Annotated in this window: 27 protein-coding genes; 11 read left to right on the top strand and 16 right to left on the bottom strand. The window is 57.9% G+C overall.

The genetic code is table 11. The annotated features are described in order from the left end of the window. Window positions 1-2 precede the first annotated feature (2 nt). The 3 genes from PMI36_RS25435 to PMI36_RS25445 are packed head-to-tail and all read right to left on the bottom strand — an operon-like array spanning window position 3 to window position 3,502. Window positions 3-1,763 carry an isocyanide synthase family protein gene (locus PMI36_RS25435; RefSeq protein WP_008068189.1) on the bottom strand — a complete coding sequence of 587 codons (1,761 nt, stop codon included), beginning with the start codon at window positions 1,761-1,763 and terminating at the stop codon, window positions 3-5. 27 nt (window positions 1,764-1,790) lie between these two features. Continuing rightward, entirely contained in the window at window positions 1,791-2,507 is a 717-nt protein-coding gene (locus PMI36_RS25440; RefSeq protein ID WP_032830110.1) for an HAD-IA family hydrolase, read from the bottom strand. Further along, on the bottom strand, window positions 2,507-3,502 hold the full coding sequence (locus PMI36_RS25445; protein ID WP_008068187.1) for an isocyanide synthase family protein: 996 nt from the start codon (window positions 3,500-3,502) through the stop codon (window positions 2,507-2,509). The genes PMI36_RS25440 and PMI36_RS25445 overlap by 1 nt, the downstream gene beginning before the upstream one ends. A gap of 358 nt (window positions 3,503-3,860) precedes the next feature. On the opposite strand from PMI36_RS25445, the gene PMI36_RS25450 reads away from it, so the two are divergent. Together PMI36_RS25450 and PMI36_RS25455 are read left to right on the top strand one after the other, a co-directional pair. Next, entirely contained in the window at window positions 3,861-4,361 is a 501-nt protein-coding gene (locus tag PMI36_RS25450; RefSeq protein ID WP_008068186.1) for an Hcp family type VI secretion system effector, read from the top strand. Further along, the gene (locus tag PMI36_RS25455; protein ID WP_008068185.1) at window positions 4,354-5,040 is read left to right on the top strand and encodes a DUF4225 domain-containing protein; all 687 of its coding nucleotides are present in this window, start codon (window positions 4,354-4,356) and stop codon (window positions 5,038-5,040) included. The genes PMI36_RS25450 and PMI36_RS25455 overlap by 8 nt, the downstream gene beginning before the upstream one ends. Window positions 5,041-5,058: 18 nt before the next feature. Here PMI36_RS25455 and PMI36_RS0129355 read toward each other — a convergent pair whose 3' ends face one another. From PMI36_RS0129355 to PMI36_RS25475, 5 genes are all read right to left on the bottom strand, one after another. Then, window positions 5,059-5,481, bottom strand: a complete 423-nt coding sequence (locus PMI36_RS0129355; protein WP_032830104.1) for a hypothetical protein — start codon at window positions 5,479-5,481, stop codon at window positions 5,059-5,061. Window positions 5,482-5,968: 487 nt separating this feature from the next. Then, window positions 5,969-6,517, bottom strand: coding sequence for a cupin domain-containing protein (locus tag PMI36_RS25460; protein WP_008068184.1), 549 nt, complete (start codon window positions 6,515-6,517; stop codon window positions 5,969-5,971). A gap of 578 nt (window positions 6,518-7,095) precedes the next feature. Continuing rightward, window positions 7,096-8,394 (bottom strand): NAD(P)/FAD-dependent oxidoreductase, encoded by a 1,299-nt coding sequence (locus tag PMI36_RS25465; RefSeq protein ID WP_008068183.1) that lies wholly within the window; start codon window positions 8,392-8,394, stop codon window positions 7,096-7,098. Window positions 8,395-8,446: 52 nt separating this feature from the next. After that, window positions 8,447-9,937 (bottom strand): aldehyde dehydrogenase, encoded by a 1,491-nt coding sequence (locus tag PMI36_RS25470; RefSeq protein WP_008068182.1) that lies wholly within the window; start codon window positions 9,935-9,937, stop codon window positions 8,447-8,449. Window positions 9,938-10,148: 211 nt separating this feature from the next. Continuing rightward, a complete protein-coding gene (locus tag PMI36_RS25475) occupies window positions 10,149-11,525 on the bottom strand; it encodes a glutamine synthetase family protein (RefSeq protein WP_008068181.1) in 1,377 nt (458 codons plus the stop codon). A gap of 280 nt (window positions 11,526-11,805) precedes the next feature. Between PMI36_RS25475 and PMI36_RS25480 the strand changes: the two genes are divergently transcribed. The 5 genes from PMI36_RS25480 (at window position 11,806) to PMI36_RS25500 (ending at window position 17,203) form a co-directional block, all read left to right on the top strand. Beyond that, complete coding sequence (locus PMI36_RS25480) at window positions 11,806-12,567, top strand: gamma-glutamyl-gamma-aminobutyrate hydrolase family protein (RefSeq protein WP_008068179.1); 762 nt, start codon at window positions 11,806-11,808, stop codon at window positions 12,565-12,567. Window positions 12,568-12,940: 373 nt separating this feature from the next. Continuing rightward, on the top strand, window positions 12,941-14,083 hold the full coding sequence (potA, locus tag PMI36_RS25485; protein ID WP_008068177.1) for a polyamine ABC transporter ATP-binding protein: 1,143 nt from the start codon (window positions 12,941-12,943) through the stop codon (window positions 14,081-14,083). Between the two features lie 29 nt (window positions 14,084-14,112). Next, window positions 14,113-14,994 carry an ABC transporter permease subunit gene (locus PMI36_RS25490; protein ID WP_162130620.1) on the top strand — a complete coding sequence of 294 codons (882 nt, stop codon included), beginning with the start codon at window positions 14,113-14,115 and terminating at the stop codon, window positions 14,992-14,994. Further along, window positions 14,991-15,875 (top strand): ABC transporter permease subunit, encoded by an 885-nt coding sequence (locus tag PMI36_RS25495; RefSeq protein ID WP_008068174.1) that lies wholly within the window; start codon window positions 14,991-14,993, stop codon window positions 15,873-15,875. The genes PMI36_RS25490 and PMI36_RS25495 overlap by 4 nt, the downstream gene beginning before the upstream one ends. Window positions 15,876-16,105: 230 nt before the next feature. Then, window positions 16,106-17,203: a polyamine ABC transporter substrate-binding protein gene (locus PMI36_RS25500; RefSeq protein WP_008068171.1), complete on the top strand. Its 1,098-nt coding sequence runs from the start codon at window positions 16,106-16,108 to the stop codon at window positions 17,201-17,203. A gap of 298 nt (window positions 17,204-17,501) precedes the next feature. Here the strand turns inward: PMI36_RS25500 and thpR are convergent, their stop codons facing one another. After that, window positions 17,502-18,041 carry an RNA 2',3'-cyclic phosphodiesterase gene (gene thpR, locus PMI36_RS25505; protein WP_008068169.1) on the bottom strand — a complete coding sequence of 180 codons (540 nt, stop codon included), beginning with the start codon at window positions 18,039-18,041 and terminating at the stop codon, window positions 17,502-17,504. 124 nt (window positions 18,042-18,165) lie between these two features. Between thpR and PMI36_RS25510 the strand changes: the two genes are divergently transcribed. Beyond that, on the top strand, window positions 18,166-18,360 hold the full coding sequence (locus tag PMI36_RS25510; protein ID WP_008011745.1) for a hypothetical protein: 195 nt from the start codon (window positions 18,166-18,168) through the stop codon (window positions 18,358-18,360). Window positions 18,361-18,374: 14 nt separating this feature from the next. Here the strand turns inward: PMI36_RS25510 and PMI36_RS25515 are convergent, their stop codons facing one another. Together PMI36_RS25515 and PMI36_RS25520 are read right to left on the bottom strand one after the other, a co-directional pair. Then, window positions 18,375-18,728 (bottom strand): DUF1428 domain-containing protein, encoded by a 354-nt coding sequence (locus PMI36_RS25515; protein ID WP_008068166.1) that lies wholly within the window; start codon window positions 18,726-18,728, stop codon window positions 18,375-18,377. Between the two features lie 17 nt (window positions 18,729-18,745). Continuing rightward, window positions 18,746-19,807: a hypothetical protein gene (locus PMI36_RS25520; RefSeq protein WP_008068158.1), complete on the bottom strand. Its 1,062-nt coding sequence runs from the start codon at window positions 19,805-19,807 to the stop codon at window positions 18,746-18,748. A 193-nt stretch (window positions 19,808-20,000) separates the two neighbouring features. Here PMI36_RS25520 and PMI36_RS31375 point away from each other — a divergent pair, with 193 nt between their 5' ends. After that, a complete protein-coding gene (locus tag PMI36_RS31375) occupies window positions 20,001-20,267 on the top strand; it encodes a hypothetical protein (protein ID WP_008068156.1) in 267 nt (88 codons plus the stop codon). After that, entirely contained in the window at window positions 20,264-20,533 is a 270-nt protein-coding gene (locus PMI36_RS25525; protein ID WP_008068154.1) for a hypothetical protein, read from the top strand. The genes PMI36_RS31375 and PMI36_RS25525 overlap by 4 nt, the downstream gene beginning before the upstream one ends. Window positions 20,534-20,560: 27 nt before the next feature. On the opposite strand, the gene PMI36_RS31610 is transcribed toward PMI36_RS25525, so the two are convergent. The 5 genes from PMI36_RS31610 to PMI36_RS25545 form a co-directional block, all read right to left on the bottom strand. After that, a complete protein-coding gene (locus PMI36_RS31610) occupies window positions 20,561-20,740 on the bottom strand; it encodes a hypothetical protein (protein ID WP_032830103.1) in 180 nt (59 codons plus the stop codon). 340 nt (window positions 20,741-21,080) lie between these two features. Further along, window positions 21,081-21,779: a DUF2238 domain-containing protein gene (locus PMI36_RS25530; protein WP_008068151.1), complete on the bottom strand. Its 699-nt coding sequence runs from the start codon at window positions 21,777-21,779 to the stop codon at window positions 21,081-21,083. Window positions 21,780-21,882: 103 nt separating this feature from the next. Further along, the gene (locus tag PMI36_RS25535; RefSeq protein WP_008068149.1) at window positions 21,883-22,512 is read right to left on the bottom strand and encodes a Vgb family protein; all 630 of its coding nucleotides are present in this window, start codon (window positions 22,510-22,512) and stop codon (window positions 21,883-21,885) included. A 37-nt stretch (window positions 22,513-22,549) separates the two neighbouring features. Further along, window positions 22,550-23,770 (bottom strand): hypothetical protein, encoded by a 1,221-nt coding sequence (locus PMI36_RS25540; protein ID WP_008068147.1) that lies wholly within the window; start codon window positions 23,768-23,770, stop codon window positions 22,550-22,552. Window positions 23,771-24,101: 331 nt separating this feature from the next. Then, entirely contained in the window at window positions 24,102-24,956 is an 855-nt protein-coding gene (locus tag PMI36_RS25545) for a LysR substrate-binding domain-containing protein (RefSeq protein ID WP_008068145.1), read from the bottom strand. A gap of 94 nt (window positions 24,957-25,050) precedes the next feature. Between PMI36_RS25545 and PMI36_RS25550 the strand changes: the two genes are divergently transcribed. Beyond that, a complete protein-coding gene (locus PMI36_RS25550; protein WP_008068143.1) occupies window positions 25,051-25,692 on the top strand; it encodes an FMN-dependent NADH-azoreductase in 642 nt (213 codons plus the stop codon). Window positions 25,693-25,898 lie beyond the last annotated feature (206 nt).

Raw genomic sequence — 25,898 nt, 5'->3', positions numbered from 1 at the left:
GATCAGTAAACCTGCACCCGCCACAACTCCCGCGAAGACGATGCCGCCGACATCGGAAACCGCCCATGCAGCGTCCGATAGTTATCAATCAGCACCAGATCACCCTCACTCCATTGATGAGCAATCAGGCACTCCGGGTCATAAACCAGCGAGTTGACCTGTTCGAGCAGCGCCTGTTGAGCCTCTTCATCATGGTCCTGCACAGCCTGGCTCAGGGTCTGCAATGTCGAGTTGGTGCCCTCTTGGTAACGCAGGATCAGTTCGCCGCTGCGGGGGTGAAGATCCACCAGGCTGTACATGCGCGGGGAGCCACCGAAGTAGGTCATTTTGGTGTAGTAGGTGATGTTCACGTCCTGCCATTGTCGGGCGACTTGCTGGCCGACTTTGCGCAGTACGTTTCGGCTGTCGACGATGGTGGTCTGACCTTCGCCCGGCTGCGGCGCGGTCTCGCAATACAGCATGAATTTGCTGGCGCAGAATTTCGGGTTGCGCTGAACCTGCGCGTCGCTGTCGGGCAGCATGTTCAGGTCCCAGTGCAACGGCGTTTTCTCCAGCGAGTGCACCACGCCTTGGGGTTTGTCCGCCGGTTTGACCACGTGCACGGCGCCGAAGGCCCATTCGTACAGCGTGCCAAAGCGTTCGCAGCTGCGAGCAAAACTGTCCTGGTCGTCGAAGCGGCAGCCCTTGAGGCAGACGAAACCGAAGGTTTCCACCAGTGCTTCCAGCAGGCCCGTGGACAGCCGTTCGAAACCCAGCCCCAACGGGTCTCGCACCACCAGGCCAAACAGCGGCAGTTTTTGCAGTTCGTATTCGAAGCCTTGGGCCTGCGGGTTTTCTGTTTGGTGGTAGAGCCATGGCCGCCCCTCAAAGGTGACCAGCACATGGTGGTCGAGGTCGACCTGGGCACGGGCGCGAAGGGTTTGGCTGCCATCGAGGTTGCACACCGGTACGGCGTGCCAGGGGCTGTCGACACGGGTCAGCCCTTCGGCCAGGCCGAAGGTGAATTTGGGCCCGGCATTGCTGTATTGATGGACCGACAAGCGAATGTCATCGCCGAAGAAACGATCCACTGCCGCATTCAATGCCTGCCCGCGAAACATCATTTGGTAGGCTTTGAAGTTGATTTGCTGCAGGTACTCGTCCTCGCTCTGCCCCTCTTCACGGCACAGACGCAGGTCGTTGTAGAGGTGACTGCAGAGGTGGTCATGGGCCTGGCTGAGGGATTCATCGTGCCGGCTCTGCTCGATCAGATCCCCAAGGTTTTTCCAGGGCAGACGGGCCTGCTTGATCAGGCTGGCGCGAACCGACTCCGCACTTTGGGCCTGAGGGAACAGGTCTTCCATGCTGACCCACTGAATCGTGTGGGTGGTGCACAGTTCACGCAAAGCCCGGTTGTAGGTCTCGCGAACGTCGTCGGCCACCCCGACGATGTCGTTGAAGGTCGTTCCGTCACTGAGGATCGAGACCACACAACCCGGTGCATGCAGCGCGGCAATGGCTTGGCCGAGTTGGTCGAGGCGCTCGATGGCGATGACCTCGCCGTAGTCCGGCAACACGCCGAATGTCTGGTCAGTGGCGTTTGGCGACTTGCAGGGAAAACCAGGCAAAACCAGACGCACCGGCAGGCTCTGATCGAAGCAATGCCCCAAACGTAGCGCGAGATGCGCTCTGCCTTGTGTGTCGAAACAATCATCCGTACCTTTGAGCAGATAACCCGCGAGCAAATCGCTGACGGCAGCGATCCAAGCGTCTCTATGTTCCATAGAACAATTTCCTTGAGAGTGTGTGTATCAATAGGATTTAACGGTGTCGCCATGCTCGGTGAATGCATGCGCCGTACCGCAGACTTGCCGCAGAATGCGCAGCAATCCGGCCGGCTGTTCGCAGCAGAAGTTCGGGGCCAGGGCCTGCAAGGTTGGGGTCATGCCATAGCCCCAAGTGACCGCCGCCGAGTACATGCCTGCAGCACGGGCGGTCTTCAAATCGATCTCGGTGTCACCGACGAACAAACAGCGTTGCGGATCAACCGATAATCGCCGGGCAGCTTCCCATGCCACCTCCGGTTGAGGTTTGAGCGCCCTGCCCGCGCGGTGCCCCAAAATCGCCCCGAAGGTATTCTGTGGAAGCAGCGCATCGGCTACTTGCAGGGCCATTTCCTCGGTCTTGTTGGTCACGATTGCCAGCGGCACTTGTAACTGGCGACAACCTTCAAGCAATGCAAGCACACCACTGAAGGGTCGGGAAAATTGAACAAGGTTGTTTTGATACAGCGCCACATAACGCTGGTGCATCGCAGCCGCATCAGCAATGCCAAACCCCGTGGCGACCTGCTCGATCATCGCCGTGACCCCGCCGCCGATATAACCCCGCACCGTTTCCGCTGACTGCGCCGGGCAACCGTGTTCGAGCAACACCTGGTTCAGGCACCAGGTGATGTCAGGCAAGGTGTCGACCAGGGTCCCATCCAAATCGAAAAGTACGGCTTCGACCCGCATCCGAGACGCCATCATTGAGCACTGGCGTAGTGACAAGGACGCCCCTTGCGGAACACCAAGCGGTGGTAACGCTCATCGACATTGCTGCGTTTTTCGAGGGTGACCACACCCCGTCGCTTGATCGCCACCGAATGCCAGGGCGTGCGCCACAGGTCACTGGTTGGCACCAACCGGATACCGATTTTCGTCGACACCGCCAGTTGCGGGTGAATCGACAGGCGCAGGCAATGCGGGTAGCGCGCCTGTAACAGCGCACTCCAGGCTTCACTGCGCTGGATCACCCGCTGCGAGGCCGGTTTGGCGATTTTCTTCACCGCATTAAGGCTCATGCCGGCGAATACCTTGAGCCCCGAGTAATCCTCGGACAGGAAGCGATGGATGCCGCAGTACATCAACATCATGTGCGGCTCATCCTTGAAACGCTGCTGCAACAAGACCAATGACTGGCCGTGCTCGATCATCATCTCCTCACGCATGGCGTCCAGACAATCAAGCGGAGGATAGGCATCCCGCAGATCGAAATGGGCGAAAGTGCCGGGATAGTGCTGTTCGGCGTAGTCCTGGATAGCGTCGGTGTAGGCTTTGACGTCTGCATCGGGAACATGCACCAGGTCAGAGAACACATAGCCATCGGAGCAGATATGAATCAGCGCCCCTGGTGCGTAGATCTGCTGGATCTCATTGCACAGGCGATGTAACTCGTCGATGGCATGATGTTCGGCAAGATCGGGCAGATGGCTGAGGGTTTTCTTGCGGCTGGGCGACTTGCCGGGAAAGGCTGGCAAGACCATTTCGACCTTGCGACCGCTCTCGACTGCTTGCATGACCCTGGTCAGATGGGGTTCCAGCACCTGCAACGAAAGCTCGTGATCCTGCCCCGGGGCAAGGCTACGACGTCGAAACAGGCATTCGAGAATTTGCTGGGCAATGTTCATGTGCGCGTTGTTCTGACGCTCATGCACCAGCTGACCGCACACCTGTTGAGCAACGGTGTTTGAACCCTGCATAGACAATTCCTTGTGTGGTGAATAACGGCCATTTTTTGGCCGTCAGCAGATATTCCTTACCTGCGGGCGGCTAAATTCCTACAAGTCGTTACGAGTGTCAATCGTGGCAATCAGGAATGTTGCGGGCTGCACATCCCGATGAATCTGCGAGGTCTTCCCCCGACCACCTACCTGTTGACACCATTCGACAGTTGTGACTAATCGTGCAGTGATGTAGGTTTTTTCCATTACTAGTTTCTTTATTCGCTGTAAGAACAGTCCGAACTTTTTAAGGTGCTGAACCAAACAAAAAATCTCCTGACAGAGCAACTGTTACGCTTGGAATAGAGCCATCAGTTGACTAAAGGGAGTGGCATATATGGCTAACCACGGCTACATGAGCATTACAGGTAAACGACAAGGCTTGATTTCTGCCGGCTGCTCCGGCTTGAGTTCTATCGGTAACAAATGTCAGATCGCTCATGAAGACGAAATCATGATTCTGGCGTATTCGCACAACATGATTACAAGCAACGACGGCGGAGTTTCAGGCAGTCGCGGCAAGCACCTGCCTATTATGATTACCAAGAATATCGATAAATCTTCACCGTTGCTGGCCAGTGCACTTCATGAGCGCGAAGAAGTGGAGTGCACGATCCATTTTTATCGAACATCCCCAGCGGGTGGCCAGGATAAATATTACTCAATACAACTCACCGGGGCGAAAATTTCACATATCAGTCTTCAAGTCCCTCATGCCATTCATATGAACGATGCACAACCGCAAGAATTGGTGTCCATTCGTTATCGCGACATTAGCTGGACGCACATTCAGGCGGGCACATGTGCTTATAGCACTTGGGGAAACGAGGATGAATGACGAGCGCTGTGATATTCACGACGTGACTAAGGCTGCGTCTGATCTTGTGGCGTTTGGGTGCTCTATTGGTGCTACGCAACTGTACGATAGTTTTTTGCAGCTTCAATTTAGTTCGATTGTTTCATCTTATGCTAACGAGATTATCCAAGCGGTTGATGAAGGTTTAATTAGCGCGCGACAGGGTTTGCAAAAAATTAGAGATGAGCATGCCGAATTATCATCCAAAGCGATGTTTTACACTCAAAATGGCATTGGCATTTTAGCGGGAGCAATGCAAGTTCAAACTGGGGCTTCATTACTCAGAAACTCAAGAGGTATTAAATTAACTAGCGGGTTAACCTACGTTGCGCATGGCGCTAATAATATTTATGAAAACGCAGGAAATATATACAACGGACCTGACGCACCAAGCACAGTAGGACCAATTAGAAAAACATATCAACACCTAGCCGAAAACACTAAAACTGGCAACACTATCTATTACTCTGTGGACTTAGGATTATCAGCTTTCAGCGCAATGAGTTTAGTGCGTAAAAACTATACACTTGAGCTTTTCAGGAAAGACCCTATCAACTATGAGCGAGCATACAGACAAATGGGAAAACTGGCGCTGGCCTTTGAAGCCCTGGTCGATGCAATCACAATAAAACATATAGCAGCAGAAACAACTTTAGAATAAACCACATTATCGAGCACATCACTTTCTTCGACGCAGCCTCATTATATAAATGCATAAGCAGACAAAAACCAACATGAAAATAGCCGCACTAACGACAAACGAAAACTTGCCTTGCAGCGGAAATACCTGATCAATTTTTAGAACGATAATAGCAACCCAGAACAAAGAACTGATAAAAGCACCGAAATACGCCACCCAAGCAGAGTCTCTTTCGGGATTAATATCGCGCCCAAGTGAAACATCAATATAGCTGGGAGAGCAGTAATAAAAATTAACAAACAATAAAAAAACAAAAAAAGCACCTAGCACCAACCAATAACAAACCCCGTTCAAAGGGATCACTCTCTCTATTAACCAAGCAAGAAATGCAGCATAAAGCATGGAAAGCATAACAGCTAGTAAATCCGAAACTAAAACGGTAAAGAAAACTCGCAATCGCATTAATACCCCTCAGACAGTCTGACAGATTTTTTAGCTTCGATACAATCAGCGCACACGCCAAAAATTATAACCACATCATTAATATGACTCACTCTAACAAACGACATAAACGAGCGACGATCCGAAAAGCCCTACACACCACTTCTTTTTATCCTACACATCATTCCCATAACCCCAGAAATGATTCATCAAAAAACTATCGCAATAGAGGCCTTCAAAATTGGAAGCCGGCAAACTCGGTCGAGCATTAAAATTTATTAGAACCGTAAAAACAAAAAGTCCAACACCTGAACTGGAATTGGACTTTTATCAATCGCGGCAAACCAAGTTTAACGATGCCATAACCTCATAGCCATCATAACCCAGCCAAACTAACTACCGCCTGCAACCTGGCTTCCAAACATAATAACTAAAACCAAAAAACAAAAACCACCGCCGCAAAGACAGCAACCCCGCACCCAATGCGAAGGCGCAAGGCGCAAGGAGATTAGAAGTTCGCCGGGGTGTTGGCGCTGATGATCTCGGCCTCGTCCTGCCCAATATTGCGAAACCGATGCGGCAGCGTCGTCGGAAAGTAATACCCATCCCCGGCATTCAACACACTGATCTGACCATCAACAGTCAGCTCAACCGTGCCACGGGTTACAAGCCCACACTCCTCCCCCTCAGCATGCACGATGGGCTCTTCACCCGAACTCGCCCCAGGCGCGTATTGCTCGCGCAAAAGCCGCATCTGCCGGCTCGGCACCGAAGCGCCGATCAGCAACAACCGCAACCCATGACGCCCCAGATCCGGCTGTTCATTGGCGCGGAACACGTATTGGTGCTCGCGGGGCGGTTGGTCGAAGGTGAAGAAGTCCGCCAAAGACATGGGGATGCCTTCGAGCAGTTTTTTCAGGGAGCTGACGGAGGGACTGACGCGATTCTGTTCGATCAGGGAGATGGTGGCATTGGTGACGCCGCTACGCCGGGCCAGCTCGCGCTGGGACAGTTTGTAGCTTTCGCGTACTAATTTGAGTCGTGAGCCCGTGTCCATGACAGCCTTATGCGAAGAATACTTAAGGGGTAATGGGGGTGGGTGGCGGGCGACTGGTGGCCGCGGATCACGCCGTTTCCCGTCCCGGAACCGTGAAAGGCGGGTATTAAATCACGTTTGTTGGTGTTGCTCAGCAGGTTCGATAAACGGCTATGAAAAAAGCCGGCGGGCCCCTGATGCCGGTCGGTCAGGTGCGGGAATTGTGGGGGCGGGCTTGCTCGCGAAGGCGGTGTGTCAGGTGACATCAATGTTGACTGGGCCGCCGTCTTCGCGAGCAAGCCCGCTCCCACAGTGGTCGGTGCTGTTCGCAAAATTTGTGTATGTCGCCGATTCCCTTGTGGGAGCGGGCTTGCTCGCGAAAGCGGTGTTTCAGGCATCATCAATGGCGACTGATACGCCCTCTTCGCGAGCAAGCCCGCTCCCACAGTTTTGGTCCCGGTCGCCCACAATTCTGTGCCGGCCTTGGATTTCCTGGAGAGCCAAGTTTGCTTGCGATGGCGGTGTGTCAGTCGACAGCAATGTTGACTGTGCGGCCGTCTTCGCGAGCAAGCTCGGCTCCTGCAGGGGTTGCGTCTGGCTTAGATACCAAACCGGTCGCGCAGCGCGTAATACGCGGCGCCCATGGCGGTGAGCGGGGCCTGGAAGGTGCGGCCGCCGAGCATGGGCATGTGCGGCAGGGAGGCGAAGGCGTCGAAGCGTTCGGCGTCGCCGCGGATCATTTCCGAGATGAGTTTGCCGGCCAGGTGCGAGCAGGTGACGCCGTGACCGCTGTAGCCTTGCATGTAGTAGGCGTTCTTTTCGATGCGGCCGAATTGCGGCATGCGGGACATGGTCAGCAGGAAGTTGCCGGTCCAGCGGTAGTCGATTTTCACGTCCTTGAGTTGCGGGAAGGTCTTGAGGATTTTCGGTCGGATCAGTTGTTCTATGTCGTCGGGCTCGCGAGCGCCGTAGACCACGCCGCCACCGTACAGTAGGCGGTTGTCGGCGGTGAGGCGGTAATAGTCGAGCAGGTAGTTGCAGTCTTCGACGCAGTAGTTGTTGGCGATCAGGCTGCGGGCGACTTTTTCGGACAGCGGCTCAGTGACGACGATTTGCGAACCGCAGGGCATGCTTTTGCGCGTGACGCGGTTGTCGAGGTCTTGAGGCAAGTAGGCGTTGCCGGCGATCAGCAGGTACTTGGCCCGCACCACGCCTTTGGCGGTGCGCACGGTGATCGGCTCGCCGTAGGTGATTTCCACGGCGGCGGATTGTTCGTAGATTTTGCCGCCCAGGCGGATGATCGCGGCGGCTTCGCCGAGGGCCAGGTTCAGCGGATGAATGTGGCCGCCCTGCATGTCGAGCAGGCCGCCGACGTAGTTGTCGCAACCGACTTCGCGCTTGATGTCAGCGGCGTCGAGCATTCTCAGGTTCTTGTTGCCATAGCGCTCCCAACTGCTCTTTTGCTCGGCCAGGCCGTTGAGTTGCTTTTTGTTCAGCGCCGCGAAGATGCCGCCGGGGCGGTAGTCGCATTTGATGTCGTACTCTTTGATGCGCGAACGGATGATATCGGCGCCTTCAAAGATCATGCTGCCGAGCACTTCGGCGGTTTTGTCGCCGTAGCGCTCCTCAATGACATCGACGTCGCGGCTATACGAATTGACCAGTTGGCCACCGTTGCGACCGCTGGCGCCGAAGCCGACTTTGGCGGCTTCCAGTACGGTCACGCTGTAGCCCGCTTCGCTGAGGAACAGCGCCGAGGACAAACCGGTGTAGCCGGCGCCGATCACGCAGACGTCACATTCCACCAGTTCTTCAAGAATCGGGTAATCGCCGGTCTGATTGCGGGTGGCGGCGTAGTAGCTGTTTACATGCTTTTGTTTAACAGAGTCTTGTTTCATACATTTCTCCGATGGCCGCAAACTCTCGCCTGCGACCGTCGCTGTAAAAGTGTTAGAGCTTGATCCAGGTCGCTTTGAGTTCGGTGTATTTGTCGAACGCGTGCAGCGATTTGTCCCGACCATTACCCGACTGCTTGAACCCGCCGAACGGCGCGGTCATGTCGCCGCCGTCGTACTGGTTGACCCAGACGCTGCCGGCGCGCAAACCACGGGCGAAGGTGTGGGCCTTGCTGAGGTTGCTGGTCCATACGCCGGCCGCCAGACCGAAGATGCTGTCGTTGGCGATCTGCAGCGCTTCTTCAGCGGTGTCGAAGGTGATCAGCGACAGCACCGGGCCGAAGATTTCTTCCCGGGCGATGGTCATGGCGTTGGTCACGCCGTCGAAAATTGCCGGTTCCACGTACAGGCCACCGGTGTCTGCGAGGGTACGATTGCCGCCGGCAATCAGTTGCGCGCCCTGGTCTTTGCCGACCTGGATGTAGCGCAGCACGTTGTCCAGTTGGCGCTGATCGACGACTGCGCCAACAGTGGTTTCAGGATCGAGGGCGTGGCCTGGTTTCCAGGCTTGCAGCGCTTCCACCAACAGCGGAATGAATTGCTCGCGAATCGAGCGTTCCACCAGCAGACGTGAGCCGGCGGTGCAGACTTCGCCCTGGTTGAAGGCAATCGCGCTGACCGCTGCCCGAGCGGCGGCGCGCAAGTCCGGCGCGTCGGCAAACACCACGTTCGGGCTCTTGCCGCCCGCCTCCAGCCAGACGCGTTTCATGTTGCTTTGCCCGGCGTAGATCAGCAGTTGCTTGGCAATCGCGGTGGAGCCGGTGAAGGCCAGCACGTCGACGTCCATGTGCAACGCCAGCGCCTTGCCGACGGTGTGACCGAAGCCTGGCAGGACGTTGAACACGCCTTTGGGGATGCCGGCCTCGAGGGCCAACTGCGCGATGCGAATCGCCGTCAGCGGTGACTTTTCCGAAGGCTTGAGGATGAACGAATTGCCTGCCGCCAGGGCCGGGGCGAACTTCCAGCTGGCCATGATCAACGGGAAATTCCACGGCACGATGGCGGCGACCACGCCTGCTGGTTCACGGGTGATGAGGCCGAGTTGGTCGTGCGGTGTGGCGGCGACTTCGTCGTAGATTTTGTCGATGGCTTCTGCGCTCCAGCGGATCGCGTTGGCCGTCGCTGGGATGTCGATGCTCATGGAGTCGCTGATCGGTTTGCCCATGTCCAGGGTTTCGAGCAGCGCCAGTTCTTCCTGATTTTGCAGAATCAGATCAGCGAAACGAATCAGGACGCGCTTGCGCTCGGCCGGGGGCAGTTTGGCCCAGATGCCGGATTCGAATGTGCGGCGTGCAACCTGCACTGCCGCATTGGCGTCGGCTTCGTCGGTGCTGGCAATGTTCGCCAGGAAGCGGCCGTCGACCGGGCTGATGCACTCGAAGGTGTCGCCGCTGAGCGCCGGGCAGTATTGGCCGTCGATGAATGCGCGGCCTTCTAGTGTGAGGGACTGGAAGCGTTGTTCCCAGTCGCTGCGAGTGTTTGTCATGGTTGTGACTCTACGCAGAGGAATAAGTGATCGTCAGGCTGATGCCCGTCCGTTGAAACTTGCAATGCAATCCCCTGTGGGAGCGGGCTTGCTCGCGAAGGCGGTGTGTCAGGCGACATCAGTGTTGACTGATCTACCGCTTTCGCGAGCAAGCCCGCTCCCACATTTGATTGGTGGTGTCTGCAGAGAATGCGTACACCACTTGACCCCATCAAACCGTATGCAAGTACCAGTTGTACTCAAGGTCGGAGATGGAGTTCTCGAACTCGGCCAGCTCGCTTTCCTTGCACGCCACGAACACGTCGATGTACAGCGGGTCGATGTAGCGCGCCATGACTTCGCTGTCGTCCAGCTCACGCAACGCATCGCGCAGGTTGTTCGGCAGGCTTTGCTCGTTCTGCTCGTAGCTGTTGCCTTCGACCGGGGGGCCAGGTTCGATTTCGTTGGTCAAGCCGTGGTGAATACCAGCCAGCACCGACGCCATCAGCAGGTACGGGTTGGCATCGGCGCCGGCTACGCGGTGCTCGATGCGCACGGCATCCGCTGAACCGGTGGGCACGCGTACCGCCACGGTACGGTTGTCGATGCCCCAACTTGGCGAGTTCGGCACGTAGAACTGCGCGCCAAAACGGCGGTACGAGTTGACGTTCGGGCAGAGGAACGCCATCTGCGCCGGCAGGGTCTCGAGCACACCGCCGATCGCGTGACGCAGTGCGGCGTTCTGCTCGGGATCCTCGCTGGCAAAGATGTTGTTGCCTTCTTTGTCGAGAATCGAAATGTGCACGTGCAAACCATTGCCCGCCTGGCCCGGATACGGCTTGGCCATGAAGGTGGTGTCCATCTCGTGGTCGTAGGCGATGTTCTTCACCAGACGCTTGAGCAACACCGCGTAGTCGCAGGCCTTTATAGGGTCGTTGACGTGATGCAGGTTCACTTCGAATTGCGCCGGGGCGCTTTCCTTGACGATGGCGTCAGCGGGGATGCCCTGCTCTTTCGCGCCTTCGAGGATGTCTTGCAGGCAGTCGACGTATTCGTCCAAGTCGTCGATCAGGTAGACCTGAGTCGACATTGGACGTTTGCCGGACACCGGCGAGCGCGGCGACTGCGGACGACCGTTCACGTTGTCCTGGTCGATCAGATAGAACTCCAGTTCGAACGCTGCGCAAATGGTCAGGCCCATGTCATCGAACTTGCTCACCACCTGACGCAGCACTTCGCGAGGGTCAGCGAAGAACGGCTGGCCTTCGAGTTCGTGCATGGTCATTAACAGCTGCGCGGTGGGGCGCTTCTGCCAGGGTTCGATGCTGAGGGTATTGGGGATGGGGAAGCAGATTCGATCCGAGTCGCCGATGTCCAGACCCAGGCCGGTGCTTTCCACCGTAGAACCGTTGATGTCCAGGGCAAACAGCGACGCCGGGAGGTTAATGCCTTTTTCGTAAACCTTATGAAGACTGGTGCGTTCGATGCGCTTGCCGCGCACCACACCGTTCATATCCGCAATCAGAAGGTCGACGTACAAAACCTCAGGATATTTCTTAAGGAATGCGTTTGCTTCGTTGAGTTGAACGGCACGCAGAGGGACCGACATGATGCACCTATTAGCTGTTAATTATTATGTTCACTACCCTTTCACGAGCCCAGTCAATCCGAAAGGCAAAGTGAAGTCAATAGCGAACACCTGGCCTTTCAACCTTTATTTTCGGGCCTTTTTTGGGCACAAGAGTGCCAGATCAGTCTTGCGCACCGCGTAAATCCTGAAGATCTGACGTGTGGCGTTTAGAATTTTTTACATGAGAGTTGTTAATTAAAATCAACAAGGCTAAGCTCCGGAAAAGCTCGTTCAAGTGTGAAACTTCGAGGTGATAAAAATGGCATTCAAGCCATTGATCGGCGTTACTGCGTGCATCAAACAGATTGGCCTGCACCCCTACCACGTCAGCGGCGACAAGTATTTGCGTGCTGTCAGCGTCGCGGCTTTGGGGTTGCCCGTCGTTATTCCTTCCTTAGGCGAACTGACCGAAATCGATGACCTGCTCGCGCAGCTCGACGGTCTGCTGCTGACCGGCTCGCCGTCGAATGTGGAACCCTTCCACTATCAAGGCCCGGCCAGTGCCCCCGGTACGGATCACGATCCGCAACGGGACGCCACCACCCTTCCTTTATTGCGCGCAGCCATCGCCGCCGGTGTTCCGGTGCTTGGCATCTGCCGGGGCTTTCAGGAAATGAACGTGGCGTTCGGCGGCAGCCTGCATCAGAAGGTGCATGAACTGCCCGGCATGCTCGATCACCGGGAAGCGGATCATCCGGATTTGGCCGTGCAGTACGCACCGGCCCATGCGGTGAATGTGCAACCGGGCGGTGTGTTCGAAGCGCTGGACCTGCCGCAGGTGTTTCAGGTGAATTCGATTCACAGCCAGGGCATCGACCGACTCGCTCCCGGCCTGCGCGCTGAAGCTGTCGCGCCGGATGGTTTGATCGAAGCGATTTCGGTCGAGCACAGCAAGGCCTTCGCCGTTGGCGTGCAATGGCACCCGGAATGGCAGGTGCTTTCGAATCCCCCCTACTTGAGTATTTTCCAGGCGTTTGGCGACGCGTGCCGGCAACGGGCGGCGCTGCGTAATACGCGCTGACTTCAAAAAAGCATTCAACGATTTAACTGCCCCCGTGAGTCTGGCGGGCGTGCCTTTGCGCGCCGGTCGCTCACGTAATAGATGAACCGCAATAACAACAAGCACGACCAGGCAGCCAGGATGGCGGTGCCGAATAAGCCCGGCCGGTACGGGGCCAGTGATTCAAATGCAAATCCCCTTGTGGGATCGGGCTTGCTCGCGAAGAGGGAGTGTCAGTCGACATCAATGTTGCCTGATACACCGCCTTCGCGAGCAAGCCCGCTCCCACAGGGGATCTTCGCGCAATTGACTGGCACCGCACGGCTTGGGCTTGCAATCAACTACTAAGTCAGGCCGCGTTGGCCCGACGACTGAAACCTGTTGGGAGTTTCATATGGCAAACGCCTCCAGCATCTACAGGAAGGCTCTTGAAGGTCACCAGGCACCGAAAAAGGTGTTGGTGAAAGTCGACCGCGTCACCAAGAAATTCGACGAAACCACCGCTGTGGACGATGTGTCCCTGGAGATCCATCAAGGCGAAATCTTCGCCCTGCTCGGCGGCTCAGGCTCGGGTAAATCGACGCTGCTGCGCATGCTCGCCGGCTTCGAGCGCCCGACCGAAGGGCGGATTCTGCTCGACGGTGTCGACATCACCGACATGCCGCCGTACGAACGGCCGATCAACATGATGTTCCAGTCCTACGCCCTGTTCCCGCACATGACGGTGGCGCAGAACATCGCCTTCGGCCTCAAGCAGGACCGTTTGCCCGCCAGCGAAATCGACGCCCGTGTCGAAGAAATGCTGCGGCTGGTGCACATGACCCAGTACGCCAAGCGCAAGCCGCATCAGTTGTCTGGCGGTCAGCGTCAGCGTGTGGCGTTGGCCCGCTCGTTGGCCAAGCGGCCGAAGCTGTTGTTGCTCGACGAACCGATGGGGGCGCTGGATAAAAAACTGCGCTCGCAGATGCAACTGGAGTTGGTGGAAATCATCGAGCGCGTGGGCGTGACCTGCGTGATGGTGACCCACGATCAGGAAGAAGCCATGACCATGGCCGAACGCATCGCAATCATGCACCTGGGCTGGATCGCCCAGATCGGCAGCCCGGTCGACATCTATGAAGCGCCAGTCAGCCGCATGGTCTGCGAATTCATCGGCAACGTGAATGCCTTCGACGGCACCGTGGTCGAGGATCTGGAAGGTCACGCGATCATTCACAGCCCGGACCTTGCGCAGAAGATTTACGTCGGCCACGGCGTGAGTACGTCGGTGCAGGACAAGTCGATCACCTACGCCATCCGCCCGGAAAAAATGCTGGTCAGCACCCTCAAGCCCGAGACTCGCTATAACTGGTCCGAAGGCAAGGTGCATGACATCGCCTACCTCGGCGGCCACTCGGTGTTTTACGTGGAACTGCCCGGCGGCAAGATCGTCCAGTCGTTCATGGCCAACGCCGAACGCCGTGGCGCACGCCCGACCTGGGACGATCAGGTCTACGTGTGGTGGGAAGACGACAGCGGCGTGGTACTGCGCTCATGAGAACCTTCAATCAGCAGTTCCTGCGCCTGGTGCCCAGCGGTCGCAAACTGGTCATCGGCATTCCGTTCCTGTGGCTGTGCCTGTTTTTCCTGTTGCCGTTCTTCCTGGTGATGAAGATCAGCTTCTCGGAAGCGGCCCTGGCCATTCCTCCTTACTCCGAGATTTACACCTTCGCCGAACAGAAGTTTCAGCTGCTGCTGAACATCGGCAACTACTCGCTGCTGACCGAAGATGAGTTGTACATCTCGGCTTACTTCGGCTCGTTGAAGGTCGCGTTTTTAAGCACGCTGATGTGCCTGGTGATCGGTTTCCCGATGGCCTATGCGATCACCAAGGCCAACAAGGAAACGCAGAACGTTCTGCTGCTGTTGATCATGATGCCGACCTGGACCGCGATCCTGATTCGCGTCTATGCGTGGATGGGCATTCTCAGCAACAACGGTTTGCTCAACGCGTTCCTGATGTGGACCGGGCTCACGTCGCATCCGATCGAGATCCTCAATACCAACACGGCGGTGTACATCGGCGTGGTCTATGCCTACTTGCCGTTCATGGTGTTGCCGCTGTACGCCAACCTCGTCAAGCACGATCACAGCTTGCTGGAAGCCGCGTCGGACCTGGGTTCGAGCAACTTCAACAACTTCTGGAAAATCACTGTGCCGCTGGCCAAGAACGGCATCATTGCCGGGTGCATGCTGGTGTTCATTCCAGTGGTCGGCGAGTTCGTGATCCCGGAACTGTTGGGAGGCCCGGAGACCCTGATGATCGGCCGGGTGCTGTGGCAAGAGTTCTTCAACAACCGCGACTGGCCGGTGGCATCCGCCCTGGCGGTGGTGATGCTGGCGATCCTGATTGTGCCGATTCTGCTGTTCAACCGCAGCCAGGCCAAAGAGATGGAGGGACGGGGATGAAACGCTTCGGATTTTCAAAGTTCATGCTGATTTTCGGCCTGTCGTTTATCTACCTGCCGATGCTGATTCTGGTGATCTACTCGTTCAACGCCTCGAAACTGGTGACGGTGTGGGGCGGCTGGTCGGTGAAGTGGTACGTCGGCCTGCTCGACAACTCGCAACTGATGGGTTCGGTGGTGCGCTCGCTGGAAATCGCCTGCTACACCGCGATTGCCGCCGTGGCATTGGGCACCCTCGCCGCTTTCGTGCTTACCCGCGTGACGCGTTTCAAGGGCCGCACGCTGTTTGGTGGTCTGGTGACGGCGCCGTTGGTGATGCCGGAAGTGATCACCGGTCTGTCGCTGTTGCTTCTGTTCGTGGCCATGGCGCAGTTGATTGGCTGGCCGCAAGAACGTGGTTTGGTGACGATCTGGATCGCTCACACCACATTCTGCGCAGCGTATGTGGCGGTGGTTGTATCGGCGCGTTTGCGTGAGCTGGACCTGTCGATCGAAGAAGCAGCCATGGACTTGGGCGCGCGGCCGTTCAAGGTGTTCTTTTTGATCACCATTCCGATGATCGCGCCGTCGCTGGCGGCGGGCGGCATGATGTCGTTTGCCTTGTCGCTGGATGATCTGGTGTTGGCGAGTTTCGTCTCTGGCCCGGGCTCCACGACGTTGCCGATGGAAGTGTTCTCGGCGGTACGTCTGGGCGTGAAGCCTGAGATCAATGCCGTGGCCAGTCTGATTCTGTTGGCGGTGTCGCTCGTCACGTTCATGGTCTGGTACTTCAGCCGCAAGGCCGAAGCCACGCGCAAGCGGGCGATCCAGGAAGCCATGGACCAGACCGCCAGCGAGTCCTGGCAGCAGCCGAAAAACCAGCGGGTCGAAGCAACGGCTTAGTGCCGTTGAGTTAAATGAAGTGAACACAAAACCTGTGGCGAGCGAGCTTGCTCGCGCTGGGTTGCGAAGCGACCCCAAAACCGGCAACCGAGGTGCGCGGGTTTACGACTGCTTCGCAGCCGAACGGGAGCAAGCTCCCTCGCCACAGAAGCTTCCTCGCCACAGGGTTTGTGTCCACCTGCACCGTTGCTCTATGTCATTTGAATAAAAAAGAAAATGGAGTTGTACCGATGAAAATGTTTGGCAGGACTCTGCTGACACTGTCCTTATTGGGCGCGATGGCTACCGGTGCCCAGGCCAATGACAAGGTATTGCGCGTCTACAACTGGTCGGATTACATCGCCCCGGACACGGTCAAGAAGTTCGAAGACGAGACCGGCATTCGCGTGACCTACGATGTGTTCGACAGTAATGAAACCCTTGAGGCACGCTTGCTGGCCGGTAAATCCGGCTACGACATTGTGGTGCCGTCCAACAGTTTCCTGGCCAAGCAGATCAAGGCTGGCGTCTATCAGCCGCTGGATAAATCGAAGCTGCCGAACTGGAAAAACCTCAACCCGGTGCTGCTGAAAAACGCCTCTGCCAGCGACCCTGACAATGGCCATGCTTTCCCGTACATGTGGGGTTCAATCGGCATCGGTTACAACCCGGCCAAGGTCAAGGAAGTGCTGGGCACTGATGCGCCGGTGAATTCCTGGGACTTGCTGTTCAAACCGGAAAACGCCGCGAAGCTCAAAGCCTGCGGCATCAGCTTCCTTGATTCACCGACAGAAATGCTCCCGGCCGCCCTGCACTATCTGAGCTACCCGGTGAACTCCCAAGACAAGGTACAGATCGCCGAAGCCGAAGCGCTGTTCATGAAGATTCGCCCGTCGGTGGCTTATTTCCATTCGTCGAAGTACATCTCCGACCTGGCCAACGGCAACATCTGCGTAGCGGTCGGTTACTCCGGCGACGTGCTGCAAGCCAAGGCCCGCGCCAAGGAAGCCGGCGACAAGGTGAAGATCGAATACAGCATCCCGAAAGAAGGCGCCGGCAGCTTTTACGACATGGTTGCCATCCCACGGGACGCGGCCAACGTCGACAACGCCTACCTGTTCATGAACTTCCTGATGCGCCCGGACATCATCGCCGAGGTCACCAACAACATCGGCTACAGCAATGCCAACGCAGCGGCCACGCCACTGGTGGATGAAGCAATTCGCGACGACCCGGGTTCCTATCCGCCGCAAGCAGTGATGGCGACGTTGTATGCCATTCCAGATATGCCGATCGGTATTCAGCGGGTGATGACCCGGGGCTGGACGCGGGTGAAGCTTGGTAAGTGATTCAAAATCGGACACAGACCAAAATGTGGGAGCGGGCTTGCTCGCGAAGAGGCCATCACATTCAACATCATCGGTGACTGACCCACCGCTTTCGCGAGCAAGCCCGCTCCCACAGGGGTAATGGCTCGGACACAGAATATCTGAGCACCACAGACCAATGCAGGACCGAAGTGCTCTCTCCTTTTCCGTTCACGCAGCGCCTTACCACCGCTGCACTCCTCTCAGAAGAACGGTTTCACCTGGCTTCCTCGGTTAAGGTGAATTTCGGGCGCCCTCGGGCGCCTTTTTTTGTGTGGGGTCATGCACAAACCAGCGGCCATTCCGCCAGCGCCCGGTACCGCCCTTTATGGGATTCGAACAAGGTAAAGCGGTCGGCACGCAGGAAAAACTCTGGCGGCGTAGCGGATTCGGGGACCGGTGCCCGGTAGTCGCGCATCAGGGTCAAATGCGGGCGAAATTCCCGACGGGTGTCTTCAAAGCCAAACGGCAACATGGCCTGCTCCAGCGCATACACCAATCGCAGCAACGCAGGTTCTGCCTGCTCGGGCGCCAGCAACAGAACCCCGGAGCGACGCCAGACTTCCAGACGATCAAGCACAACCGTCAACGGCATGCCGGGCATCCGGACATTGGCGGCGGCCTTGCAGACGCCCGCTATCTGCGCCATCCCCACCGTGCCGAGAAACAGTAGCGTCAGATGAAAGTTTTCCGCCGGCACCGGGCGTCCGATGTTGAGCCCCAGCGCGCTGCGCCATTGGGCGATGGCCCGGCGTTGTTCGGGGGCGCAGTTGAGGGCGAAAAACAGCCGTTTGAACGGCTCACGGGATTCATCGCTCATGTCTGGCACCTCAAGGCCTCGGGCCCTTTGATTTTACAAAGGGATACCACACCAGCAAGTGCATTTCTGGCACCACCCGGCAGGCGCGTTATAGTTGAAGCAACCGAATCGACGGGAGGGCGCCATGCGTCAGGTCATCAGCAAAGAGCCATGGTGGGCTGTGCCGCCCAAGCCCGGCCAGGATGAATCCGAGCTGGAATGGGGTTGGCTGGTTCACTACAACGAAGGCGAGCCGCGCTTCGAGTTCATCAAGGAGCGGCCGACGGACAGCCAGATTCGTAACCGCAAGAGTTGCAGGACCACCCCGACGCCGGAGTGATCCTGCGACGATGTTCAGGCTTTGACGAGCATCTCGAAACCGCCAAAAATCGCCCGCTGGCCGTCGAACGGCATCGGATTGACGTCCGGCTGCATCCGCGGATCGCTCATGAGTTTCGCCATCCCGGCGTCACGGGTGGCCTTGTCTGGCCAGACGATCCAGGAAAACACCACGGTTTCGTCTTCCTTGAGTTTTACTGCCATGGGAAATGAGGTCAGTTTGCCATCGGGCACGTCATCGCCCCAGCATTCGGCGAGACTGAGTGCGCCGCTTTCCTTGAAAATTTCGGCAGCGGATTGTGCGTGTTGCTTGAATTTTTCGCGGTTGGCGGTGGGTACTGCAGCGACGAAGCCATCAACGTAAGCCATGATCGTTCTCCTTCGGGTTATGGGGTGATCTGCTGGGTAGTCGAATCAACGTGGCTAAAATCGACAGTTCCTGCATCCAGACCGACCGACGGCTCGACGGTCTCCTCCAGGCTGCCCTCAATTTGCCTGGCCATGTACAGCGTTCCGGCCATGACGCCGGTTGCGGGGTTATCCACCAGCTTCACCCATGCCTTGTCGAACGAATTGCCCAGGCTGCTGCGGATCAGCGCTTCGCTATCGGGCCGGTCGTTGGCCTGGATAATTGCGCGCACCCCCGCCACCCCCACGGAGATCAGCGCACCGGCCGCCTTCCCCGCCATTGCCGCCACCGCACTGGCCGCCCCTCGCGGGGCCATTTCGGCTTGTATTCGCTTACTGGCACGCTTGGCTACCGGCCCCATGCCAGCGTCCGTCGAGGCGATGCCCTTCTCGCCGCCCGCCGTGTGGATCTTCTCGATCAGTGCCAGATAGGCCGGCAATTTGCTCAGTTCGGCATGCACCACCTGATACAGCGAAGCGTCACGGGCAGGCGGCGGGCCCAGTGAAATAGCCGGAATTTTCTGGATGCGACCGTTGAGCTGCGCCATTGGCACGCCATGACGTTTGGAAATAACTTCGAGCTGCTGCCCCATCAGTTGCACATAAAACTCTGTCGCCTGGCCGAGGATCGCGTCGGGATCGATCTCCACCGCCACTGGTTCCAGCACGCGCTGGTGATATTGCTCCAGCAGATAGGCCGCCAGGCGTTTGGTTGCCGCATCCTGCTCGTCTCCGGCATTGATGGCGTACCAGCTGACTTTCATCGACAGCCATTCCTGGGTCCAGTAGCTGCTGAACCACGGAATGAAGACTTCTTCGGTTTGCTGATAAACCCGCGTGCGCCAGTGCTCCATGGACCCGCGGGCGTAGACCCTGGCCTGTTCGGTGGCCTGTTGCGAAGCGGCGACAATCTCCCGGTCCACCTGCTGCCAGGTGCTCTGGGACACCACCACCGGCACCACGATTACCGGGGCAGGCGTGGGCGTGGCGCATCCCGCCAATATCACCAACACAGCGACGATCAGCGAACGCAGGTTCAAGATCGCGGGATCCTACAGACTGCGTCGAACGGAGTGTCCGACGCTAAACAGCGTACTGATTTGAGTATAGGTCGGGGGCGGGGGCCGTCCGTCAGATGAATGGATGGCGCCCTCAAAGACGCCTTCGCGAGCAAGCCCGCTCCCACATTGGATCACTGTCGGACACAAAATTTGTGTACGCAGGAGATCCAATGTGGGAGCGGGCTTGCTCGCGAATAGGCCCTCAAGACCACAGAAGATCACCATCATCATTCACATCAATATTCACCATCGCCGCGAATGCCTTCCGCAAAAAAATCATCAGGTGCAGGATCAATCTCATCCCTATTTCAACCCCGCACCGGAGGGGCAAATCATGTTGATCCATCTCCTGACCTGCCTGGCCCTGACGGCCGTTACCCTGACCTTGTTTTCCCGCTTCGTGCTGGATATCGGTCAAACCGAGGAACCGAAATCATGATTCATTCCGTCAGCCTCGCCGTGAGCTTCCCGGTGTTCGGCAGTAACTATTATTCGCAGCAGGTCGTGTCTCGCAAAGCAGTCGCGCTGGTGTTCGATGAGCACTTCGAGGCCTTGCTGATGCCGGCAGCGGCCAACCACTTCAGTAACGAAGTGGTCGGGCTAAACGATCAGTTCCGCTTTTTGAATGATGTGCTGGTTGAGCATCTACTGGAGACTGAAATGGCTCAGCATCCGTCACGGGCGGGACAAGCGTTCACCTTCTGACACGCTGGGTGATGCTGTGATGGCTGGTCAGCGTGGGCCGCCACCGGGACCACCACCGAAACCTCCATGATGGCCACCACCACCACCACCACCACCACCACCACCACCACCACCACCACCACCCGGCGGGAAGAACATCCAGCAGCCCGACAGGGACGACAACAAAGCGAATACCAACGCCACTTTTACAACTCTGTTCAACATCATTACTTCACTCTCTATTTAGGCGAGAAAAACAACCTTTCTCGCCCTTTCAGACAGTGTTGACCGGGCTTTGAGCACCGTTTCAATGTAAAGAATGGGTAATGGTTGTATCGAAAATGACTCATATTCCACAGTGTTTTCAGGGCGCGAGCCTATCGGTGATGGCCGTCCCCCCCTCCGGCACGACCTCCAACTTTCTCCAACCGCGACAGTCATGCACGCTGCCTCTGCAAGAATCCTGATACAAAGCCGGGTGCTCACCGAGCATCGCCATCAAGGCTTCTGAGCAACTGCTCCAAACCCCAACAATCTATAAGTTTTATGAATTTTTTTCCGGAGTCATTTAATCCAGAGTCTTGATGAAAAAACCTCGCCAGAACCGGGCAACCAGCAACGTAAAGAACGCCCCTGCCCCGGCCAGCGCCATGTCGGCTTGAGAGTCCCATGGGTCATTTTGTGCAGCGACAAATGCCTTCGCCGTGTCTTTTCCCAGGAACTGCCCACCTATCCATTCCACGATTTCATAGACAGCCGAGGTCGACAGCACAATGTTCAGCGCGACAAAACCCACCCAGAAACCCCGCAGCGGCGTGATTCGCACCAGCACTTCCCGAATCGGATACACCAGCAAGAGTCCATACGTCAGATGGACCAGCCGATCGTAATGATTGCGTTCAAACCCAAGGGTTTTGTTCAGGCTGACCCCGGTCAAGGCTGAGCACCAGCGGTCGTAGGGCACCAGCGCATAGGTGTAGTGCGACCCCAGCTCATGAATACAGAGAAATACGAACACCAGGCTGATGGAAACGGCAGACAGGCGGAACCGTCGAGAGACGCCCACCAGGACCATCACCAGCAGCAGGGCCAGCAGGTTTTCCAGGACCCAATCCACTCGGCTATGGGGTGAAATACCCAGCGCTGCGACGATGAGAAGAAATGCAATCAACAGCGCCAGGTCGTATCGCGGATGCTCCTTGGGCGTCATGACCAGCAGAGGTCTGCTGTGAGCACTCAGGTCTTTTGCGCCGATCGACTTGCTCATTGGGCGCCTTCTTCTCGAGTCTTTTAAATTCGAGACGCGGCCGCTTCGCAAGTTCGTTTTTTCTGGGCGGGTATTGCGGCCCGATACCCGCCCCCAACGCTTATCAAGGCCGGCGCACCGCCCTCACCTTCCCGCTGTTGCCGCCGCCACAGAAAAACCGGTCGTGGCCATCGAACTCAAGCCCCGACACCCCGACGCCAGCCGGCATCTGGACGCTCTCCAACACCTCGCCCGTTGCCGGATCGACTCGCCGCAATTCGCTCTCGTCACCCTCCCAGGTGCCGTGCCATAGGTCGCCCTCGACCCAGGTTACCCCGGTGACGAAGCGGTTGGATTCGAGCGTGCGCAGCACTGCCCCGGTCTGGGGGTCGACCTGATGGATTTTGCGCTCGCGATACTCCCCCACCCAGAGTGTCCCTTCGGCCCATGCAAGCCCCGAGTCATTACCGCCGCCGGGCGCAGGGATGGTGGAGAGTACACGGCCGGTCTGTGGGTCGATTTTCTGGATGCGATCCTCGGCGATCTGAAACAGGTGCTGACCGTCGAAGGCGGTACCGGCATGGGCGGCGACATCGATCGAGCGCAGCGTCTTGCCGCTCGCAGGGTCCAGGGCGTTGAGTTTGTCGCCGGTGGCAAACCAGACCTGCCGGCCATCATGGGTGACGCCATGCACGCTGTCGACGCCTGGGAAAGGTCCATATTCGCGGATGATTTCGGCTGTTGAATGTTTCATGTCTTGCTCCTCGTTCACTGGGTTGGTGAAGTGGATGCTAGTCATTGGGCAGCAACCCTGTGAGTAACAATACCGTCGCGAATCCTGGAACCGGCGGGGTCATCCAGCGACGGGCCCGACCATGACCGAACGACTGCACCTTGCCCGCAACCGCCAGCGTGTCGAGGGCTCGTTGCACGGTGCGCTGACTGGCGCCAAGCGCCAACGCCAGGGCCGAACTCGACCACGATTCGCCGTCAGCGAGGAAGGCGAGCAGCGTCGCATGCTGCTCTTCGACAGGCCGCGCCAGCACCACGACGTCACGCGCATCCTGCGGCACCAACGCAAACCCTCGCGGGGTCGCGACGACATCGGCGATCAGGTGCAGCGCCGCGCGCAGCCGCCCGAGCTCGACGCGCAACCGCGCGCGATGGGAGTCATCCGCGACTTTCATACGAAAGGCTCGCGCAATCAGCGTCTCCCTCGGCACGTCGGCAGGCCACGCTTCGCCCAACGCCCGGGCGAGCGCGAACAACACCGGCCGCCGGGCGAGTGAAACCGCCGAGCCTGCATCGCGCACGACATACCGGCAGGCGTCCACGACCAGCTTAGGGGATGCCAATAACGCTTCAATCTCATCGAGCAGCAGCGGCTGTTCCTGGCCACCGACAATCAGCCGCGCCGCCGGTGTGTCGAGGATGCGGGCGGCGCTTTCGACCTCGGCCGTCAACGCGGGGATAGCGGCATGTTGTGCGGCACGCTCGGCCCGTTCGAGTGCAGCGCGCGCCGTTTTTGTTTGCAGGCGACGCATCGCAACGCCCGCCACGACCAGTTCGTAGGCTGCCCTCGATGCGGGCGGTAACGGTGTCGGATCGAGTTCGGCGAGCCGGTGCTCAGCCTCGTCGAGGTGCCCGATCAACAGCAAGCGGCGGATTTCGAGGTACCGCGCATGGGCGGCGTTGACCCAGTCGCCGTGCGCCTGAAGCGTCGCCCGCGCGGCGTCGAGTGCCTTGGTTGGCCAGTTCAGGTCCCGCGAGGCGAGCGCGATCTCGGCCTCGGCGACGACACATCGCGCGCGGGCCAACCCCTCTTTCGGCGCGAAAGCACGTGCGGCGCTGCGCACCAGCGCCTTCGCGCGCACCAGGTCTCCCAGCTGCGCCATCGCGATGCCACGAAGCGCGAGCGCCGGCGCATCGTCGCGCAAGGCGATGCGGTTCAGCGCGCCAAGGGGATCACCCGCCGCAAGCGCACGCGCTGCAGCGGTGATCAGCGAATCCATCTGAAGCGCGCCACCTGTCACCCCCACCGTCCGATGCCCGCTGATCAGTCTATCTCACGACCGCCCGGCCGCCCGCTGATCGACGGTAGGAGCTGTCGAGCCTGCGAGGCTGCGATCGGCCCCGTAGGAGCTGTCGAGCCTGCGAGGCTGCGATCGGCTGCGAAGCAGTCGTGAATCCGGCTGATGCGGTCTGCCTGACACACCGCGACTTCTGGTTTTACGACTGCTGCGCAGCCGATCGCAGCCTCGCAGGCTCGACAGCTCCTACAATCGATCGCACGATCGCAGCCTCGCAGGGAGCTCGGGCCGATCATCGCCTCGAAAATGACGATCAAGCCCTTCGCGTGGAGCAATACTCCACAATGAGCTGAGTGAGCGCCGCCACAATCGCCTGATCCGCTTCAGCAGAGGCAAACAACCGAAACTGCGCATCCGGTAAATCCGGCAATCCTTGCTCCGCACCCAGAGCCGCCAGTCCCTGGCCCAATTGACTGACCGTCATGGGCGCCACCGCGAAACCAGCCAGCGCCGCCGCCCGCAGCCCGGCGGTGCTGGTGCATGACATCGCCGTACGTTGGGCGATCCCCGCCTGAGCCAGCCGCCGCAGCGCTATCTCACGATAAGGACAGGGCTCAGGAAACAGCGCCAGCGGCAACGGTGTCGGTAACTGGGTGACGGGCTGCGCCGACCAGGCCCACACCAGCGGTTCTTGCCACAGTAGTAACCCCGCTTCGCTGGTTTCGCACAGAGAACCGATGACCAGCTCAAGATCGCCTTGCTTCATCAGGTTCAGCAACGTGCCAGGAATGCCCACCTGCACGTCGATTTCCATGCCCGGGTACTGCGCCGCGAAATCCTGCAAAGCCCGCAGCAATCGCGGCTCGACAAAATCCTCCGACACCCCGACTCGCACCCGTCCGTGAAACGGTGTGCGCGTCAGTTGCGCCCAGGCATCGCGGTTCAGCGCGAGGATCGTCCGCGCATAGGCGATCAGGCGCTCGCCATCGGGCGTCAATTGCTGGGTACGGGTCGTACGCTTCAACAGCGGTTTACCGACTTGTTCTTCAAGTCGCCGCATGTGACCGCTGACCGCAGATTGGGTCAGGTGCAGCTTTTCGGCTGCGCGACTGAAACCGTCTTCATCGACGACGGTGACGAATGTTTTTAACAACAGCACATCGAACATAGTTCTATTCGTGATTAATGGCTTATTTATTCACGATTTATATTCCAAATAAAACTATGTTGCAATGATCCAACTTCCCCGCCCGAGACACGCCATGACCACCCTTCTGCATATCGAATGTTCGCCGCGCAAACAACGGTCGGCCTCCCTTGAAGTCGCCCGCGGCTTCATTGCGCGCTATCAAGAAAACACCCCGGACACCGAGATCATCACCCTCGATCTTTGGAATATGGTTTTGCCGGAATTCGACGAGCTGGCAATGGACGCCAAATACGCCGGGCTCAATGGCACGCCCTTGAGCCCGGCGCAGCAAAACGCCTGGAACACCTTGAAAGACCTGGCCGGGTTCCTGCACCGCGCAGACGTCCTGGTGATGTCCGTGCCACTGTGGAATTTCAGCATCCCGTACAAGCTCAAACACTTCATCGACCTGGTGTCGCAGAAAGACATTTTATTCAGCTTCGACCCGGAGCGCGGTCTGGAAGGCATGCTGCACAATAAAACCGCCGTGGTGATGTACGCCCGCGGCCTGGATTTTTCGGCGCAGTCGATCACGCCAGCGGAGCGCTTCGACTTTCAGAAGCCCTACGTGGAAGCCTGGCTGCAATTTATCGGCGTGAGCGATGTGCACTCGGTGATTGTCGAGAAAACCATCCTGGGGGAAGACGTTGACCTGAGTGCGCGCAAGGCCGCGACTCAGCAGGCCATGAGGCTGGCAGATAGTCTCGTTAGCTGACGCTTGAAGTGCTCTCAGCGGATGATCGCGTTAAGCAAAAAAATGGGCGATCTCTAGAAACTCAATGCCAGTCAGTTATGCGCAATCCATGTGGGAGCGGGCTTGCTCGCGAAGACGGCGGCACAGTCAACATTGATGTTGCCTGACACATCGCCTTCGCGAGCAAGCCCGCTCCCACAGGTTTCGCGCCTTGACTGACTGGCATT

It is taken from the genome of Pseudomonas sp. GM79 (assembly GCF_000282495.1).
Lineage (GTDB): Bacteria > Pseudomonadota > Gammaproteobacteria > Pseudomonadales > Pseudomonadaceae > Aquipseudomonas.
This window is presented reverse-complemented; position numbering and strand designations above follow the sequence as displayed.

Excerpts from the sequence above, each read along its gene's own strand:
- PMI36_RS25435 (WP_008068189.1), bottom strand. The coding sequence starts at position 1,763 with ATGGAACATAGAGACGCTTGGATCGCTGCCGTCAGCGATTTGCTCGCG.
- PMI36_RS25440 (WP_032830110.1), bottom strand. The coding sequence starts at position 2,507 with ATGGCGTCTCGGATGCGGGTCGAAGCCGTACTTTTCGATTTGGATGGG.
- PMI36_RS25445 (WP_008068187.1), bottom strand. The coding sequence starts at position 3,502 with ATGCAGGGTTCAAACACCGTTGCTCAACAGGTGTGCGGTCAGCTGGTG.
- PMI36_RS25450 (WP_008068186.1), top strand. The coding sequence starts at position 3,861 with ATGGCTAACCACGGCTACATGAGCATTACAGGTAAACGACAAGGCTTG.
- PMI36_RS25455 (WP_008068185.1), top strand. The coding sequence starts at position 4,354 with ATGAATGACGAGCGCTGTGATATTCACGACGTGACTAAGGCTGCGTCT.
- PMI36_RS0129355 (WP_032830104.1), bottom strand. The coding sequence starts at position 5,481 with ATGCGATTGCGAGTTTTCTTTACCGTTTTAGTTTCGGATTTACTAGCT.
- PMI36_RS25460 (WP_008068184.1), bottom strand. The coding sequence starts at position 6,517 with ATGGACACGGGCTCACGACTCAAATTAGTACGCGAAAGCTACAAACTG.
- PMI36_RS25465 (WP_008068183.1), bottom strand. The coding sequence starts at position 8,394 with ATGAAACAAGACTCTGTTAAACAAAAGCATGTAAACAGCTACTACGCC.
- PMI36_RS25470 (WP_008068182.1), bottom strand. The coding sequence starts at position 9,937 with ATGACAAACACTCGCAGCGACTGGGAACAACGCTTCCAGTCCCTCACA.
- PMI36_RS25475 (WP_008068181.1), bottom strand. The coding sequence starts at position 11,525 with ATGTCGGTCCCTCTGCGTGCCGTTCAACTCAACGAAGCAAACGCATTC.
- PMI36_RS25480 (WP_008068179.1), top strand. The coding sequence starts at position 11,806 with ATGGCATTCAAGCCATTGATCGGCGTTACTGCGTGCATCAAACAGATT.
- potA (WP_008068177.1), top strand. The coding sequence starts at position 12,941 with ATGGCAAACGCCTCCAGCATCTACAGGAAGGCTCTTGAAGGTCACCAG.
- PMI36_RS25495 (WP_008068174.1), top strand. The coding sequence starts at position 14,991 with ATGAAACGCTTCGGATTTTCAAAGTTCATGCTGATTTTCGGCCTGTCG.
- PMI36_RS25500 (WP_008068171.1), top strand. The coding sequence starts at position 16,106 with ATGAAAATGTTTGGCAGGACTCTGCTGACACTGTCCTTATTGGGCGCG.
- thpR (WP_008068169.1), bottom strand. The coding sequence starts at position 18,041 with ATGAGCGATGAATCCCGTGAGCCGTTCAAACGGCTGTTTTTCGCCCTC.
- PMI36_RS25510 (WP_008011745.1), top strand. The coding sequence starts at position 18,166 with ATGCGTCAGGTCATCAGCAAAGAGCCATGGTGGGCTGTGCCGCCCAAG.
- PMI36_RS25515 (WP_008068166.1), bottom strand. The coding sequence starts at position 18,728 with ATGGCTTACGTTGATGGCTTCGTCGCTGCAGTACCCACCGCCAACCGC.
- PMI36_RS25525 (WP_008068154.1), top strand. The coding sequence starts at position 20,264 with ATGATTCATTCCGTCAGCCTCGCCGTGAGCTTCCCGGTGTTCGGCAGT.
- PMI36_RS31610 (WP_032830103.1), bottom strand. The coding sequence starts at position 20,740 with ATGATGTTGAACAGAGTTGTAAAAGTGGCGTTGGTATTCGCTTTGTTG.
- PMI36_RS25530 (WP_008068151.1), bottom strand. The coding sequence starts at position 21,779 with ATGAGCAAGTCGATCGGCGCAAAAGACCTGAGTGCTCACAGCAGACCT.
- PMI36_RS25535 (WP_008068149.1), bottom strand. The coding sequence starts at position 22,512 with ATGAAACATTCAACAGCCGAAATCATCCGCGAATATGGACCTTTCCCA.
- PMI36_RS25540 (WP_008068147.1), bottom strand. The coding sequence starts at position 23,770 with ATGGATTCGCTGATCACCGCTGCAGCGCGTGCGCTTGCGGCGGGTGAT.
- PMI36_RS25545 (WP_008068145.1), bottom strand. The coding sequence starts at position 24,956 with ATGTTCGATGTGCTGTTGTTAAAAACATTCGTCACCGTCGTCGATGAA.
- PMI36_RS25550 (WP_008068143.1), top strand. The coding sequence starts at position 25,051 with ATGACCACCCTTCTGCATATCGAATGTTCGCCGCGCAAACAACGGTCG.